At 71.3% G+C, this 13809-nt stretch carries 9 protein-coding genes and 2 pseudogenes; all 11 read left to right on the forward strand.

Annotated features, from left to right (window positions below; all coding sequences use genetic code 11):
* Window positions 1-35: 35 nt before the first annotated feature.
* The 11 genes and pseudogenes from ACZ6I1_RS11775 to ACZ6I1_RS11825 all read left to right on the forward strand — a co-directional run bounded on the left by ACZ6I1_RS11775 (window position 36) and on the right by ACZ6I1_RS11825 (window position 13487).
* Entirely contained in the window at window positions 36-908 is an 873-nt protein-coding gene (locus tag ACZ6I1_RS11775; protein ID WP_469285968.1) for an FAD binding domain-containing protein, read from the forward strand.
* The gene (locus ACZ6I1_RS11780) at window positions 905-2836 is read left to right on the forward strand and encodes a (2Fe-2S)-binding protein (protein ID WP_469285970.1); all 1932 of its coding nucleotides are present in this window, start codon (window positions 905-907) and stop codon (window positions 2834-2836) included. Before ACZ6I1_RS11775 ends, ACZ6I1_RS11780 begins: the two co-directional genes overlap by 4 nt.
* A gap of 53 nt (window positions 2837-2889) precedes the next feature.
* Window positions 2890-5184 carry a xanthine dehydrogenase family protein molybdopterin-binding subunit gene (locus ACZ6I1_RS11785; RefSeq protein ID WP_469286268.1) on the forward strand — a complete coding sequence of 765 codons (2295 nt, stop codon included), beginning with the start codon at window positions 2890-2892 and terminating at the stop codon, window positions 5182-5184.
* 128 nt (window positions 5185-5312) lie between these two features.
* On the forward strand, window positions 5313-5810 hold the full coding sequence (locus tag ACZ6I1_RS11790; RefSeq protein WP_469285972.1) for a hypothetical protein: 498 nt from the start codon (window positions 5313-5315) through the stop codon (window positions 5808-5810).
* Window positions 5810-7210, forward strand: a complete 1401-nt coding sequence (locus tag ACZ6I1_RS11795; RefSeq protein WP_469285974.1) for a WXG100 family type VII secretion target — start codon at window positions 5810-5812, stop codon at window positions 7208-7210. The genes ACZ6I1_RS11790 and ACZ6I1_RS11795 overlap by 1 nt, the downstream gene beginning before the upstream one ends.
* A gap of 27 nt (window positions 7211-7237) precedes the next feature.
* Window positions 7238-8413 carry a type VII secretion-associated serine protease mycosin gene (gene mycP, locus ACZ6I1_RS11800; protein WP_469285976.1) on the forward strand — a complete coding sequence of 392 codons (1176 nt, stop codon included), beginning with the start codon at window positions 7238-7240 and terminating at the stop codon, window positions 8411-8413.
* Window positions 8414-8431: 18 nt separating this feature from the next.
* Complete coding sequence (locus tag ACZ6I1_RS11805) at window positions 8432-8854, forward strand: hypothetical protein (protein WP_469285978.1); 423 nt, start codon at window positions 8432-8434, stop codon at window positions 8852-8854.
* Between the two features lie 8 nt (window positions 8855-8862).
* Window positions 8863-11175 (forward strand): hypothetical protein, encoded by a 2313-nt coding sequence (locus ACZ6I1_RS11810; protein ID WP_469285981.1) that lies wholly within the window; start codon window positions 8863-8865, stop codon window positions 11173-11175.
* Window positions 11175-11717 (forward strand): hypothetical protein, encoded by a 543-nt coding sequence (locus tag ACZ6I1_RS11815; RefSeq protein ID WP_469285983.1) that lies wholly within the window; start codon window positions 11175-11177, stop codon window positions 11715-11717. Before ACZ6I1_RS11810 ends, ACZ6I1_RS11815 begins: the two co-directional genes overlap by 1 nt.
* A gap of 272 nt (window positions 11718-11989) precedes the next feature.
* Window positions 11990-12151 (forward strand): annotated as a pseudogene (locus ACZ6I1_RS11820) (excisionase family DNA-binding protein); the annotation flags it as partial.
* 81 nt (window positions 12152-12232) lie between these two features.
* Window positions 12233-13487, forward strand: a pseudogene (locus tag ACZ6I1_RS11825) (tyrosine-type recombinase/integrase).
* Window positions 13488-13809: the final 322 nt, after the last annotated feature.

Below are 13809 nucleotides of genomic sequence, written 5' to 3' on the forward strand. Positions count from 1 at the left end.
CGCCGGGACCGGGACATCGGGAAGGGGCAGCTGGGTTGACCACGCACGCACCGCAGGCGGCGCAGTCCGTGACGCTGCCGGCCTCGCTCGACGAGGCCGTGGCGGCACTCACCGCCATGCCCGCCGCCGTGCCCGTCGCGGGCGGCACCGACCTCATGGCCGCCGTCAACGCCGGGCAGCTGCGGCCCGCCGCACTGGTGGGCCTGGGGCGGATCAACGAGATCCGCGGCTGGCAGTACCAGGACGGCCACGCGCTGCTCGGCGCGGGACTCACCCACGCACGGATGGGACGGCCGGATTTCGCCGCTCTGATCCCCGCGCTGGCCGCCGCCGCACGCGCCGCCGGGCCCCCGCAGATCCGCAACGCCGGCACCCTCGGCGGCAACGTCGCCTCCGCCGCGCCCACGGGCGACGCACTGCCCGTGCTGGCCGCGCTGGAGGCCGTCCTCGTCATCGTCGGCCCGGCCGGATCGCGCGAGATCCCCGTGTCGCACCTGCTGGCCGGCCGCGAGATGCTGCGGCCCGGCGAGCTGATCGGCTTCGTCCGGGTGCCGCTGCTGCACGCCCCGCAGGTGTTCCTCAAGGCCACGGGCCGCACCGGACCCGGGCGTGCGGTGGCGTCCGTGGGGCTGGTGCTGGATCCCGCGCGCCGGGGCGTGCGCTGCGCGGTCGGGGCGGTCGCCCCGATGCCGCTGCGCCCGCTGGAGGCCGAGCAGTGGGTGGCCTCGCTGATCGACTGGGACGGGGAGCGGAACCTGGCTCCCGAGGCACTGGAGGCCTTCGGCGAGTACGTCGCCGCCGCCTGCGTGCCCGACCAGGGGGAACCGGTGGCCCCCGGTGTACTGCATCTGCGGCGGACGGTGGCCGTGCTGGCGCGCAGGGCCCTGGGGAGGGCGCTGAGCTCATGAGCGGGAACGAGAACGAGAACGTGACCCAGGGGAACGGTACGGCGAGCTGGGGCTGGGAGCCGGTGCCGCAGGGCGGCGAGTACGACTCCGACGCGACGGCCTTCGTGAAGCTGCCGCAGGACATGCTGGACGCGCTGGGGACCGGGGAGCCGCTGGCCGCGCCCGGGCACGGGTACGCGCCGCCGCCGATGATCGTGCCGCTCGGCTCGGCCAGCACCGATCCGGCGGCCACGGGCACGTGGACGATCCCGGTGCAGTGGCCCGAGGCGGGGGCGCCGGCCGCCGCCGCGGCCCCGGCCGCCCCGGCCCCCGCTCCGATCGGCGGGCCGATTCCCGCCTCGATCCCGATGCCGGCATCGGTGACCGCGGCGTTCGCCGAGGCCGAGCCGGAGGCGGAGCAGGCGCCCGCCCCGCAGCAGGAGCCGGACGCGGGCGCGACGGCGGAGTGGCGCTTCCCCGACGAGGCCTCCTCGACCGGCCAGTGGGCCGCCGACTGGAGCCAGGCCCCGGCGACGCTGCCGGGCGGCGCCGCGGCGCCGTGGGCCGACCACCCCGACTACGCGGCGCAGCAGCCGGAGGCCGGGACCCTGCCGGCGGAGTTCGGGACGCTGCCGGGAACCGACGAAGCCGTGGCCTCGGCGGCGGCGGCCGAGCGGCTGCTCGGCGGGCCCGGGGTCGGCTCCGCGCCGCGGCGCGGGCCGCGCGTGCTCGGCGGCCCCGGAGTCGGCACCCCGCTCCCGGAGGCGGGCGAGCCGGTGCACCCGGCCCCGCACGACATCGAGGCCGCGCACGGCGCGGCGGCGATTCCGGCCGAGGAGGAGCGGCCGCATCCGGTGGCTTCCGGCGGGCTGGACCTGTTCGGCGGGACGAGGGGCGGGGCGGAGGCGCAGCCCGCGGCGGCAGAGCCCGCCGTGTCCGCCGGGCCTGCCGAGCCTGCTGTGCCTGCCGGGCCTGCCGAGCCTGCCGGGCCTGCCGAGCCCGCTGTGCCTGCCGTGTCTGCCGTGGCCGCTGAAAGCGACGGGCGCGGTTTCGCGGCATTCGGGCATGCGCCCGAGGCGGAGCCTGCGGTCGAGGCGGCTTCCGGGCACGGGCCCGGGGCGGAGGCGGAGGCGGAGTCGGCCGACGCGGACGGGCACGGCTTCGCCGAAGCCGCACCGGACCCGGGCGGGATCCCGGCCGGCCCCACGCCGACCGGGGACACCGCCGACATCGCTGTGGCACCGCCGGCCGAGGACACCTCCGAAGGTTTCCCGACCGGGGTGCCGGCGTACGAAGAAGAAACCGCGGAAGCCGGGGCCGCCGCCGCCCATCACGAGCACCCGCAGGCCTCCTACGTCCTGCGCGTCAACGGCGCCGACCGTCCCGTCACGGGCGCATGGATCGGCGAGTCCCTGCTCTACGTGCTGCGCGAGCGCCTCGGCCTCGCCGGCGCCAAGGACGGCTGCTCGCAGGGCGAATGCGGCGCCTGCGCCGTGCAGGTCGACGGCCGGCTCGTCGCCTCCTGCCTGGTGCCGGCCGCGACGGCCGCCGGCAGCGAGGTCCGTACCGTCGAGGGGCTCGCGGCGAACGGGGAACCCTCGGACGTGCAGCAGGCGTTGTGCAGGTCGGGCGCGGTGCAGTGCGGGTTCTGCGTGCCCGGCATGGCCATGACCATCCATGACCTGCTGGAGGGCAATCACGCCCCCAGCGAGCTGGAGACGCGGCAGGCGCTGTGCGGCAACCTCTGCCGCTGCTCCGGGTACGCGGGAGTCATCGACGCCGTGCGCGAGGTCGTGGCCGGGCGCGAGGCGGCGGCCGGGGGAGCCGAGGCACAGGCTTCGGGGCAGGCGCCGGGTCAGGCCCCGGCCCGGGCCCAGGCTCCGGAGGCGCGCATTCCGCACCAGGCAGCGCCCGGCGAGGGCGGCATCCACCACGGAGGCACGGCGTGAGCGGGCAGGACGCGGCGACGGCGACGACAACGGTGAACACCACGGTCACGGCCCTGGCGGCGGAAGCCGGCGCCCCGGCCGCCGCCGGGCAGCGGGCACCGAGCGGCATCGGAGCGTCGGTCCCGGCGGCCGACACCCGCGCCAAGAGCGAGGGCACCTTCCCCTACGCCGCCGACCTGTGGGCCGAGGGCCTGCTGTGGGCCGCCGTGCTGCGCTCCCCGCACGCCCACGCCCGGATCCTGTCCATCGACACCTCGGCCGCCGCCGAGATGCCCGGCGTGCGCGCCGTGGTCACCCACGCCGATGTCCCCGGCGCCACCACGCACGGCCGCCGGATCGCCGACCGGCCGGTCTTCGCGCACGACGTGGTCCGCCACCACGGCGAGCCCATCGCCGCCGTCGCCGCCGACCACCCGGACACCGCCCGGCTCGCCGCGGCCGCGATCGCCGTCGAGTACGAGCTCCTCGACCCGGTCACCGACCCCGAGCAGTCCTTCGGCGCCCCCGCCCTGCACCCCGACGGCAACCTGATCCGGCACATCCCGCTCCGCTACGGCGACCCGGAGGCCACCGGCGAGGTCGTCGTCGAGGGCCTGTACCGCATCGGCCGCCAGGACCCCGCGCCCATCGGCGCCGAGGCCGGGCTGGCCGTGCCGCGGCCCGACGGCGGCGTCGAGCTGTACACCGCCTCCACCGACCCGCACAGCGACCGCGACCTGGCGGCCGCCTGCTTCGGCCTCGAACCGGACCGCGTGCGGGTCGTCGTCACCGGCGTGCCGGGCGCGACGGCCGACCGCGAGGACCCGGCGTTCCAGCTCCCCCTCGGCCTCCTCGCCCTGCGCACGGGCTGCCCCGTCAAACTGGCCGCCACCCGCGAGGAGTCCTTCCTCGGCCACACCCACCGGCACCCGACCCTGCTGCGCTACCGCCACCACGCGGACGCGGAGGGCCGCCTGGTCAAGGTCGAGGCGCAGATCCTGATGGACGCGGGCGCGTACGCCGACGCGTCCTCGGAGTCGCTGGCGGCGGCGGTGGCCTTCGCCTGCGGCCCGTACGTCGTCCCGCACGCCTTCGTGGAGGGCTGGGCGGTACGCACCAACAACCCGCCGTCGGGCCACGTGCGCGGCGAGGGCGCGATGCAGGTGTGCGCGGCGTACGAGGGCCAGATGGACAAGCTGGCGGCCGCCCTCGGCATCGACGGCGCGGAACTGCGGCTGCGCAACGTCCTGGCCACCGGTGACCTTCTCCCCACCGGCCAGACGGTGACCTGCCCGGCGCCGGTGGCGGAACTGCTGCGCGCCGTACGGGACTTCGAGTTGCCCGCGCTCCCGAAGGACACCCCGGAGGACGAGTGGCTGCTGCCCGGCGGCCCGGAGGGCGCGGGCGAGCCGGGCGCGGTGCGGCGCGGCGTCGGGTACGGCGTCGGCATGGTGCACATGCTGGGCGCGGAGGGCGCCGACGAGGTCTCCACGGCCACCGTGAAGGTGGTGGGCGGCACCGCGACCGTCATCTGCGCGGCGGTCGACACCGGGCAGGGCTTCGCGACCCTCGCCCGTCAGATCGTCCAGGAGGTCCTGGGCGTCGACGAGGTGGCGATGGCCCCCGTCGACACGGACCAGCCGCCGGCGGGTCCGTCGGCGCACGGCCGCCACACGTGGGTGTCGGGCGGCGCGGTGGAACGCGCGGCGAAGATGGTCCGCACGCAGCTCCTCCAGCCGATGGCCCACAAGCTCGGCATGTCCACGGAGCTGCTGCAGATCGCGGATGGCCGGATCACGTCGTATGACGGCGCGTTCTCCACGACGGTCGCGGAGGCCATAGAAGGCAAGGAGCTCTGGGCTACGGCCCAGTGCCGCCCCCACCCGACGGAACCCCTGGACGCGGACGGCCAGGGCGACGCCTTCGTGGGCCTCGCCTTCTGCGCGATCCGCGCCGTGGTGGACGTGGACATCGAACTCGGCTCGGTACGCGTCGTGGAACTGGCGGTCGCCCAGGACGTGGGCCGCGTCCTCAACCCCCGCCAGCTGGAAGCCCGTATCGAGGCGGGCGTCACCCAGGGCGTGGGCGCGGCGCTGACGGAGAACCTCCGTACGGTCTCCGGCCTGGTCCGCCACCCCGACCTGACGGGCTACGCCCTGCCGACCGCCCTGGACGCCCCGGTGGTCCGCATCGTCAAACTGGTCGAGGAACGGGACGTGGTGGCCCCCTTCGGGGCGAAGGCCGCCAGTGCGGTCCCGGTGGTGACGGCGCCCGCGGCGGTGGCCTCGGCGGTCCGCGCGGCCACGGGCCGCCCGGTGAACAGGCTCCCGATCCGGCCATCGGCGGCGGTCGGCGCGCCCAACTCGTGACCGTGTGACCCGCATTGCACCTGCAACCTCGGAGTTGGGGCTGTCGGTGCTGGTCGCTACAGTGACGGGTGAGGTTGCGCACGCGCGCGTGCGAACGGGGACGGGGACGGGGAGTCGGGGAGGCCAGCATGGCAGAAGAGACTGGGCCAGGCCTGTTGGGGGCGGACCTTTCGGCGGGTCTGGCGGACGCGATCATGGCGCAGGCAGCCGCGCTGTCGGTCGAGTACGACACCATGAAGGAATACAAGAACCTGGTGGACGGCCTCCTGACGTCACTGGAGGATTCCCAGGCGGACCACGGAAAGCTGGCCCACGGCACGCTTCCGCCGGATGTGCTCGGCACCGGCTTCCCGGAGGCCGACGGCCTCTACAAGTCGTACAACACGGTCCACGCGGAGCTGCAGAAGCTGTCCAAGGGCCTGGCGGACCAGATCGAGGGCCTGGGCATCGCGATCCTGACGGCGGGCAAGGGCTTCGGCGACGTGGACGAGGAGACCAAGCGGCGCATGGCGGCCATCGCCAAGGAAGCCCAGGAGAACTACGTCGAGAAGCGTGACCCGTACGCGGACAAGACGGGCGAGGCACCGGCGGAAAATGGCGGAACGAACCGGGGCGGTCGGGGCTGATGGCGACGAACTTCGAGGGTTACTCGCACGCGCAGCTGGCCGCGATGGTCGCTTCGCTCGACCCGAAGACGGTGTCGCAGCGGGGCACGCAGCTCACCGAAGCCGCGAAGACGATCAAGGAGATCGGCCAGAAGCTCAAGGACCACAGGGTCAAGGGCTGGGAGGGCGAAGCCGCGACCGCCTTCCAGGAGTGGGTCAACCGCGCGGGCAGCGCCACGCTGGTCCTCGCCGACTTCAGCGCCACGGGCGGGCACTGGATGACCTTGGCCGCGCAGACCATGTCCGAGATCCACATGCCGAAGTACGACGCGGGCGCAGAGGCCGCGCTCAAGGAAAACCTCGAGATCTCGCGGAAGTACCACAACGACCCGGACGCGAAGCAGCTGGGCCAGGAGGCGTGGTCGAAGCTGAGCGGGGACCACGCGCGGGCGGTGGATGCGCTGACGAAGCTGTCGCAGTCGTACAGCTTGTCGAAGACGGAGATGGACAAGGCGGAGATCCCGACGTTCCCGGAGCCGCCGGGGATTTTCGTACCAAAAGGTGTGGTCGACGGAACTGATATGGCTCGGCCCGGAGGTACTTCGGGAACGGCCTCATATTCAGGAAGCTCGTCGTACGCATCGTCTGCGCCTGGTGCGAGCGGCTCCTCGAACGAACCGGGCTGGGTTCCCGGGCACCCGCCGAAGCCGGACAACACCCTTCCGCCGACGGCGCCGCCCGTGGTGCTGACCCCGGATCGCGAGGTGGGCGTGGATCTCGACACTGTCACCACGCTCCCGAACCCGACCGCGCCTCCCCTGACAACGCCTGTCGGCCCGCTGCCTACAGGACCTGGCGGTCCCCCGCCCGTCGCCATCGTCCCGCCGGTGGCTCTGCCACAGGTCGGCGGCCTGAGGACGATCCCGGGCATCGGACCTGTCGGCCCCGTCGGCCCGGTGCCCGGCACGAGCGGGCCCCTCGGCAAGATCGGCCTGCCCCCGCGCGACACCGGCATCATGGGCGGCCGCCCGGTCACCTCCACCGGCCCAAGCTCTGGCATCCCACGCGGCACGGTGATCGGTACGGAAGCCGGACATGCCGGCCGTCCCGTGAACGGCATGATGGGGGGCGGCCTGGGCGGTGCCCATGGTGGCGTGGGCGGACCCGCTGGGGGCCGCCGACTGGCCACGGAGCCGGGAGGTATCGTCGGCGGGCGTCAGCCTGCGGCGGCCGGTCGGGCGACGCCGTTCACTCAGGGCGGTTCGGGCCTCGTCCGCAACAACGCTGGTGGCATCGGCGCGGGTGCGCCCGCTCCGGGCGGCCGACGCGATGACCAGAGGGGCGAACGCCCCGACTATCTGGCCGAGGACGAAGAGACCTGGCAGGGCAACCGTCGTGTTGTTCCGCCGGTGATCGACTGAGCAGAACGGACGTAGTACGGGATGCACATGCGTAAGGCGACCTCGGCCCTGGTCGGCCTGCTGCTGGTCGGGGTCGCCGCGACCCCGGCCCACGCGGAGACCATTCGATCGCAGCAATGGCATCTCGACGCCATGAAGGCCGACGACATCTGGAAGATCAGCACAGGCAAGGGCATCACCGTTGCGGTGATTGATACCGGCGTCAATACCATTCCGGAGCTAGAGGGGCAGATCTTGCCCGGCGCCGCGTTTCCTGTCGGCAGTGCCGAAGGCGGCAAAGACAACGACTATGACGGTCACGGCACCACCATGGCTGGTGTCATCGCCGGAACCGGAAAGCATCCGAGTGGTGACGGTGCCTACGGGCTTGCCCCCGGCGTCAAAATTCTGCCGATCCGCGTCCCGGACGTGCTGGAGGAGGCAGCGACTCCGGCCATGGTCGCAGCCATTCGATACGCGGCAGACTCGGACGCCAAGGTCATCAACATCTCTATGGCGAGTGCTGGGAAGCCGGAGGATGATCGCCACCGGGCTGACGCCGTCAAGTATGCGCTTTCCAAGGGGAAGCTGATCTTCGCCGGTGCCGGCAATAAAGGGAACAGGACGGTCATGTACCCGGCCGCAACCCCCGGCGTGGTCGGCGTCGCAGCAGTGGACGCCAATTGGGAGCCCACCAAGGAGTCGCAGCAAGGCCCCTACATTGACATGGCCGCCCCGGGTATCGACATCGTGACGGCCTGCAAAGGCAAGACGGGGCTGTGCAAGACCCACGGCACCAGTGACGCCTCCGCCCTCGCCTCCGCCTCCGCCGCCCTCCTCTGGTCCGCGCACCCCGACTGGACCAACAACCAGGTACTCCGCGTACTCCTGAACACCGCCGGAAAGCCCGTCGACGGCTCCCAGCGCAACGACTACGTCGGCTACGGGGTCGTCCGCCCCCGCATCGCCGTGCCCACCCCCGGCGACCCCGGCCCCGCGAACGAGTTCCCGCTGCCCGACCTGGCGGCGGCCGAGGCGGCGGCCAAGTCGCCCTCCGCCTCCACGGACGGCAAAGCCCCCGACCCGGCGGCTTCGCCCAAGCCGGCGCCCCAGGCCGAGGAAAAGAAGGAGGGCAGCGCCCTTCCCTGGATCGGACTCGGGCTGGGAGCCTGCCTGCTGATCGGCGGGGCCGTCACGGCCGTCGTCGTACGCCGTAACCGCTAGGACAAGGGAGTTCACGCGATGTCGTTCGACGAGGAATGGTCGGCGGCACGCGCCACGGCCGCCGCCAACGTCTCCATGCGGCTCAACCAGGCCCCGTCCGATCCGGGCGGCGCCGGGGGCGGCGGCCTCGACCTCAACCAGGACCACATCGGCGCCATCGGCTCCGAGGCGTACAAGCTGCACTCCCGGCTCCAGACGGACGGCAAGCACGCCGCGACCTCCACCTCCGAGGCCGCGGGCGCCCTCACGAAGGAGAACTTCGCCAGCGGCGCGGCGCTGCTCAAGGCGAACACGCTCTGGGAGAGCCAGGTCAAGACCCTCGTGGCGGCCTGCGCGACCATCTCCAACGGGCTGAACTACTCGCTCTCCTCCCACGCCAAGGACGAGGAGCAACTCCGCGCCGACTTCACGGCCTCCGCGCTCAACTCTTACCTCAAGTAGGCACCGGCATGCTGACGTACGAGAACGTGATGAACGCCCCGCTGGACAAGCTCCAGACGGCCGTCACCGACTGGAAGGCGATGGCCGACAAGCTCGCCGAACTCGCCGACGCGGCCCGCAACGGCATGAAGACGAAGGCCGACAAGGCGGAGTGGAGCGGGGTCACCGCCGGCGTGGGCCGGGAGTTCGTCGCCAAGACGGCCAAGGAGTTCGAGGACGCGGCCACAGCGGCCAAGGGCCTGCACCAGCTCCTGAGCGACGCCCACACCACCCTCAACACGGCCCGGGCCGCGCTGAAGAAGGCCGCCGAGGAGGAGGCCCCGGCCGCCGGGTTCCGGGTGGACGCCGCCGGTAAGGTCTCGGCCGTCCCGATGGACCCGAAGTCCGAGTACGCGGCCCGCCACGACCCGGACTACCCCGAGTTCAAGCGCAAGCAGGAGGAGAACCGCAAGGCCTGGCAGGCCCGGGTGGACCGGCTCGTCGAGGACTGCGCGGACGCCGACGACTCCCTGGCCCGCGCACTGCGCGCCAACGTCACGGACGACCACAACTTCACCGCGCCGAAGTACACCAGCCTGGATGGCGAGCAGGCCGACCGGGCAGCCGAGCTGATGCGCAAGCTCAGCCAGGAGCCCGGCGGGGTGGCCCGCAACCCCGAGGCGCTGCGCGAGCTGGAGGACCTGCTTGACGACAACCGGGCCGACGCCGACTTCTCGACGGACTTCTACCGCAAACTCGGCCCCGAAGGCACTCTCGAGGCGTACGCGAAGCTGTCCATCGACGCGTCGACCCTGGGCGAGGCCGGCAAGGACCGCCTCGCGATGGTCGGCGACATCCAGAACGACATGGGCGCGATGCTGGGGCTCGCCACGCAGAAGAGCTCGCCGAACCATCTGGATGCGGCCTGGACGACCGACCTGATGAAGGCCGGCCGCAAGGAGATGCAGGTCACCGGTGACCTGACCAGCAAGATCTACGGTTACCAGGCGCTGGGCGCGCTGCTCCACGAGGGCAGGTACGACAAGGACTTCCTGACCTCGATCGGTCGGGACATGGTCGCGTTCGACCGTGAGAACCCCAAGGCGTGGGAGCACGGGTCCCCGTACGACCCGAAGACGGTCCTCAGCCAGGGCAAGGACGGCAGCCGCGGCTTCTACCCGCTGACCGGGCTCATGGACGCGATGTCCCACAACCCGGAAGCGGCGACGGCCTTCTTCAACGAGCCGGTCCGCAAGGACAGCAACGGCGACGGCATCGTCACCACCGCCGACAAGGTGGTGGACGGCCAGCACGGCAAGGCCCGGGGCATGGTCGACTACATGCTGGACAAGGAGCCCTGGGCCGACGCCTTCGACCGGACCCCGGCCCACCCTTACGGTGAGGCGGGCCCGGCGCAGGAGGCCGTCGGCAACGCCCTGGAGGCGGCGGTGAGCGGCCGCGTACCGGGCGACGAGGACGCGAAGCCGGTGCCGCACACCAAGGAGATGGCGGCGGTCATGGAACGGGTCGTCGAAAAGATCGGCGACGACCCGTCGCTGGTGGCGGCGGAGCCCGGCGAGGACAAGAAGCCGAAGCTGGGCGCCCTCTCGGGCCACTTCGGCAACATGGCTGCCGAGTACGTTCCGGACCTCCAGGCCTCCGCCCAGAACGGCGGGCGGCAGATCAAGGTCGAGGGGGAAATGGCGGAGTTCAACAAGGCGACCATGGCCCGCTTCCTCGGCGCGGTCGGCCAGGATCCCGAGGCCTACGGCGCGATCACCAATGCCAACCAGGCGTTCACGGCGGTCCTGGTCAACGACGTCATCCAGCACCGAGGCGAGCACAGCCTCCTGGCCGCTGCCATGGAGAACGCCGTACAGCCCGGTGGCCAGATTTCAGGCATGCTGACGGAGGCCCGCGCCCAGAACATGCACGCCGAGACCGCCCACACGAACGAGGAGTACGTGAAGGGCGTCGAGGACACCGCCAAGTGGATCAACCGCGGTATCACGGCCGCCGGCGGTAAGTACCTGGAACTGGTACCGGTGGCCGGCGACGTCGTGGGCTGGGTCCAGGAGGACGTTACCGAGCTCTTCGTCGAGGACGCCAAGGACAAGGGCAACGAGAAGACCGCCACCACCGAGCAAGCTGTGGCGAAGATGTACGCGAACGCCGAAGGGCAGACGAGCAGCGCGGCGGAGAAGGCCGTGCGGCACGCGGCCGCCGGGTCGGGCATGTCGCAGGAGGACATCAACACGCTGGCCGGTGCGGCGTCCAAGGAGTCGGCGGTTGCCCACTCGGTCGGCCGCGACCTCCAGGACAGCTCGAAGGGGACATCCTGATGACAGGGGTGAGGACCTGGCGAGCCCTCGCCGTCGTGCTGGCCGTCGGCGCCCTGCTGGTCGGGTGTTCGGACACGAAGGAGAAGGCCGCCGATCCCGAAGTGCCGGACAGGCTCTGTTGGGATGCCTTCGAGGGCAAGGCGGTGGCTCCCCTTCTGGGCACCGGGAAGAAGATCACAGAAGACACCCGGGACGCCTTCTCCCTGGCGGCCGATCTCAAGACGATCACCTGCCGGGTTCAGATGGACGGGGCGACGGTGATGACGGCGAAGGCCTGGCGCAAGCCGTTGGGCGCCGACGCGTTCTGGCCGGCGATCGAGAAGCAGGAGCCGGACCTGCTCACGCTCGGACGCAAGGGCCTCGTATGGGACGGAGGCGCGGCGCTCCTCTACACCTGCCGGACGCCGACGGAAGCCTTCGAGCTGGAACTCGACATCAGCAGCACACCGGTCGTTCCCCGCGAGAAGGCCAGACCTCTGTACACCCAGCTGATGAAGGACTACCAGGACTTCACCCGCAAGCAGCTGAACTGCGCCGCCTGACGAGCGCAACGGAAAAGGCCGCTCAGGATTGCCTGAGCGGCCTTTGCCGGAAGCCGTGACCGGATTCGAACCGGCGTCACTCGCTTTGCAGGTTTGTCCGGGGCGGGGGCAGGGCCACAATCCAGGGTCGTTCAACCTCGTTCATCTCCGTGTCACCGTCGGAAGACTGGCCCGCCCTGAACGGCTCCGGACGGGTCTGAACGAGACGGAAACTGAGACGGTGACCGCCTGGCTGACCTGCGTACCTACCCCCCGAACGCCAAGGGCGAGAGGAAGAGGCAGCCCGCTGTCTCCGGGTCGGTCGGACTGCATGCTTCGCCCTCATCCGCGCCGGGGAACTGGAGTTCCTGATGATCGGCGGACTTAGGCGTGTCCCCGCTGACGCGTCGGCCATCTATCTCGCCCGCCGTCGCGCTGAGCAGCGGGCTGCCTGACTCACCTCGCACCGGAGCGCCGCCCACGACAGGGCGGCGCTCCGGTCGTTTTCAACTGCCTCAACCTCAAGGAGTCCGCCCGTGGCGGAAGACAAGAGGCGAACCCGGCAGCCCAACGGGCGTAGTTCCCTCTATCTCGGCAAGGAAGGTAAGTGGCACGGCCGCGTGACGGTCGGCGTGCGCGAAGACGGCACGCCTGACCGGCGGACGTCGAACGTAAGACTCGTGCCGAAGTCACTGACGCTGTACGTGAGCTGGAGAAGCAGCGAGAAGCCAAGACGGTGCGCAAGCCGGGCAAGGCCATGACGGTCAGCCTGGCTGACGCACTGGATCGAGAACGTCGCACCCCTCGTAGGCAACGACAACACGATGGTCGGGTACGGCGTCGCGGTGCGGAAGCAACCTCATCCCCGGGCTGGGGGCTCACCGTCTTGACCGGCTCACGCCCGAGCACATTGAGATCTTCTACGCGAAGATGCAGGCCAACGGCAGCAAGCCCGCGACCGCCCATCAGGTACACGGCACGTTCCGCAACGCCCTCAACGAGGCAGTACGGCGCGGCCACCTCGGCAAGACCCCGTCCAGTTGGCCAAGGCCCCGAAGACGGGCGACTACGCGGTGGAGCCCTACATAGTGAAAGAGGTACAGCGGCTGCTCGAGGCCGCGGGTCGCCAGCGGAACTCCGCGCGCTGGGCCGTGGCCCTCGCCCTCAGGCTGCGCCAAGGGGAGGTTGCTGGCACTGAAGTGGGACGATGTGGACCTTGACGGAGGGTTCCTGGTGGTGCGCCGCAGCCGCCACCGGCCGCAGTACACACATGGGTGCACCGACCTTGCGGCCGTAAGGCGGGATACTGCCCGCAGAGGCGACGAAGCAACCCGGGACCTCCACCACCAAGTCGCGGGCTGGCCACCGCTCTGTCGGTGTTCCGGAACAGCTTGTCCAACTACTGCGGATCCACATGCAGGGACAGGAAGTGGAGCTCGCAGCGGCTGGGTCGCTTTGGGTGGAGAACGGCCTGGTGTTTCCGGACGAGCACGGCCGAAGCCCGTCCCACCGACGGGACTGGGCCGATTGGAAGGGACTACTGGTAGAGGCGGACGTCCGGGATGGGCGCCTGCACGATGCGCGCCACACAGCCGCGACAGTGCTGTTGATTCTTGGCGTTCCTGAGCGGGCAGTCATGGGACTCATGGGGGGTCAACAACCGCCATGGCCGCTCGGTGCGAGCACATGGTGGATGGCGTACGCAGCAGCATCGCCGTGCAAGTCCATGCCCTGATTTGGGCAGAGGATGAACCGCCAATTGCCTCTGGTTGGGGACAGTTGACGGGTTGAGCCTGGTGGAGGTAGGAGCGGCGCGATCAAACACACGAGTGACCTTGCCCCCTATCGCCCGCACCATCGGAGGATCGGGAAGTCCTTGCCTAGCTGTTGTGTCAAGGACCTCCCCTGCTGGGCGCGGGCTCGCTACGCTCATGGCAAGTCGGGCGCAGGGGGGTGCATGGGCTTCTTTCGTAGGCTTGGCAGGCCACTCCGAGAAGGCAGCACGCGTGGGGTGAGGGGGTCGGTTCGTAGGGGCGCGGATCGCCATCCTCCATTTGGAGGCCTCAGCCGCCGGGAAGAGCTGGTCCAGCGTGCCTTTATCAATCCTCCGAAC

This window comes from Streptomyces sp. NPDC046303, assembly GCF_055588085.1.

Excerpts from the sequence above, each read along its gene's own strand:
- ACZ6I1_RS11780 (WP_469285970.1), top strand. The coding sequence starts at position 905 with ATGAGCGGGAACGAGAACGAGAACGTGACCCAGGGGAACGGTACGGCG.
- ACZ6I1_RS11790 (WP_469285972.1), top strand. The coding sequence starts at position 5,313 with ATGGCAGAAGAGACTGGGCCAGGCCTGTTGGGGGCGGACCTTTCGGCG.
- ACZ6I1_RS11795 (WP_469285974.1), top strand. The coding sequence starts at position 5,810 with ATGGCGACGAACTTCGAGGGTTACTCGCACGCGCAGCTGGCCGCGATG.
- mycP (WP_469285976.1), top strand. The coding sequence starts at position 7,238 with ATGCGTAAGGCGACCTCGGCCCTGGTCGGCCTGCTGCTGGTCGGGGTC.
- ACZ6I1_RS11805 (WP_469285978.1), top strand. The coding sequence starts at position 8,432 with ATGTCGTTCGACGAGGAATGGTCGGCGGCACGCGCCACGGCCGCCGCC.
- ACZ6I1_RS11810 (WP_469285981.1), top strand. The coding sequence starts at position 8,863 with ATGCTGACGTACGAGAACGTGATGAACGCCCCGCTGGACAAGCTCCAG.
- ACZ6I1_RS11815 (WP_469285983.1), top strand. The coding sequence starts at position 11,175 with ATGACAGGGGTGAGGACCTGGCGAGCCCTCGCCGTCGTGCTGGCCGTC.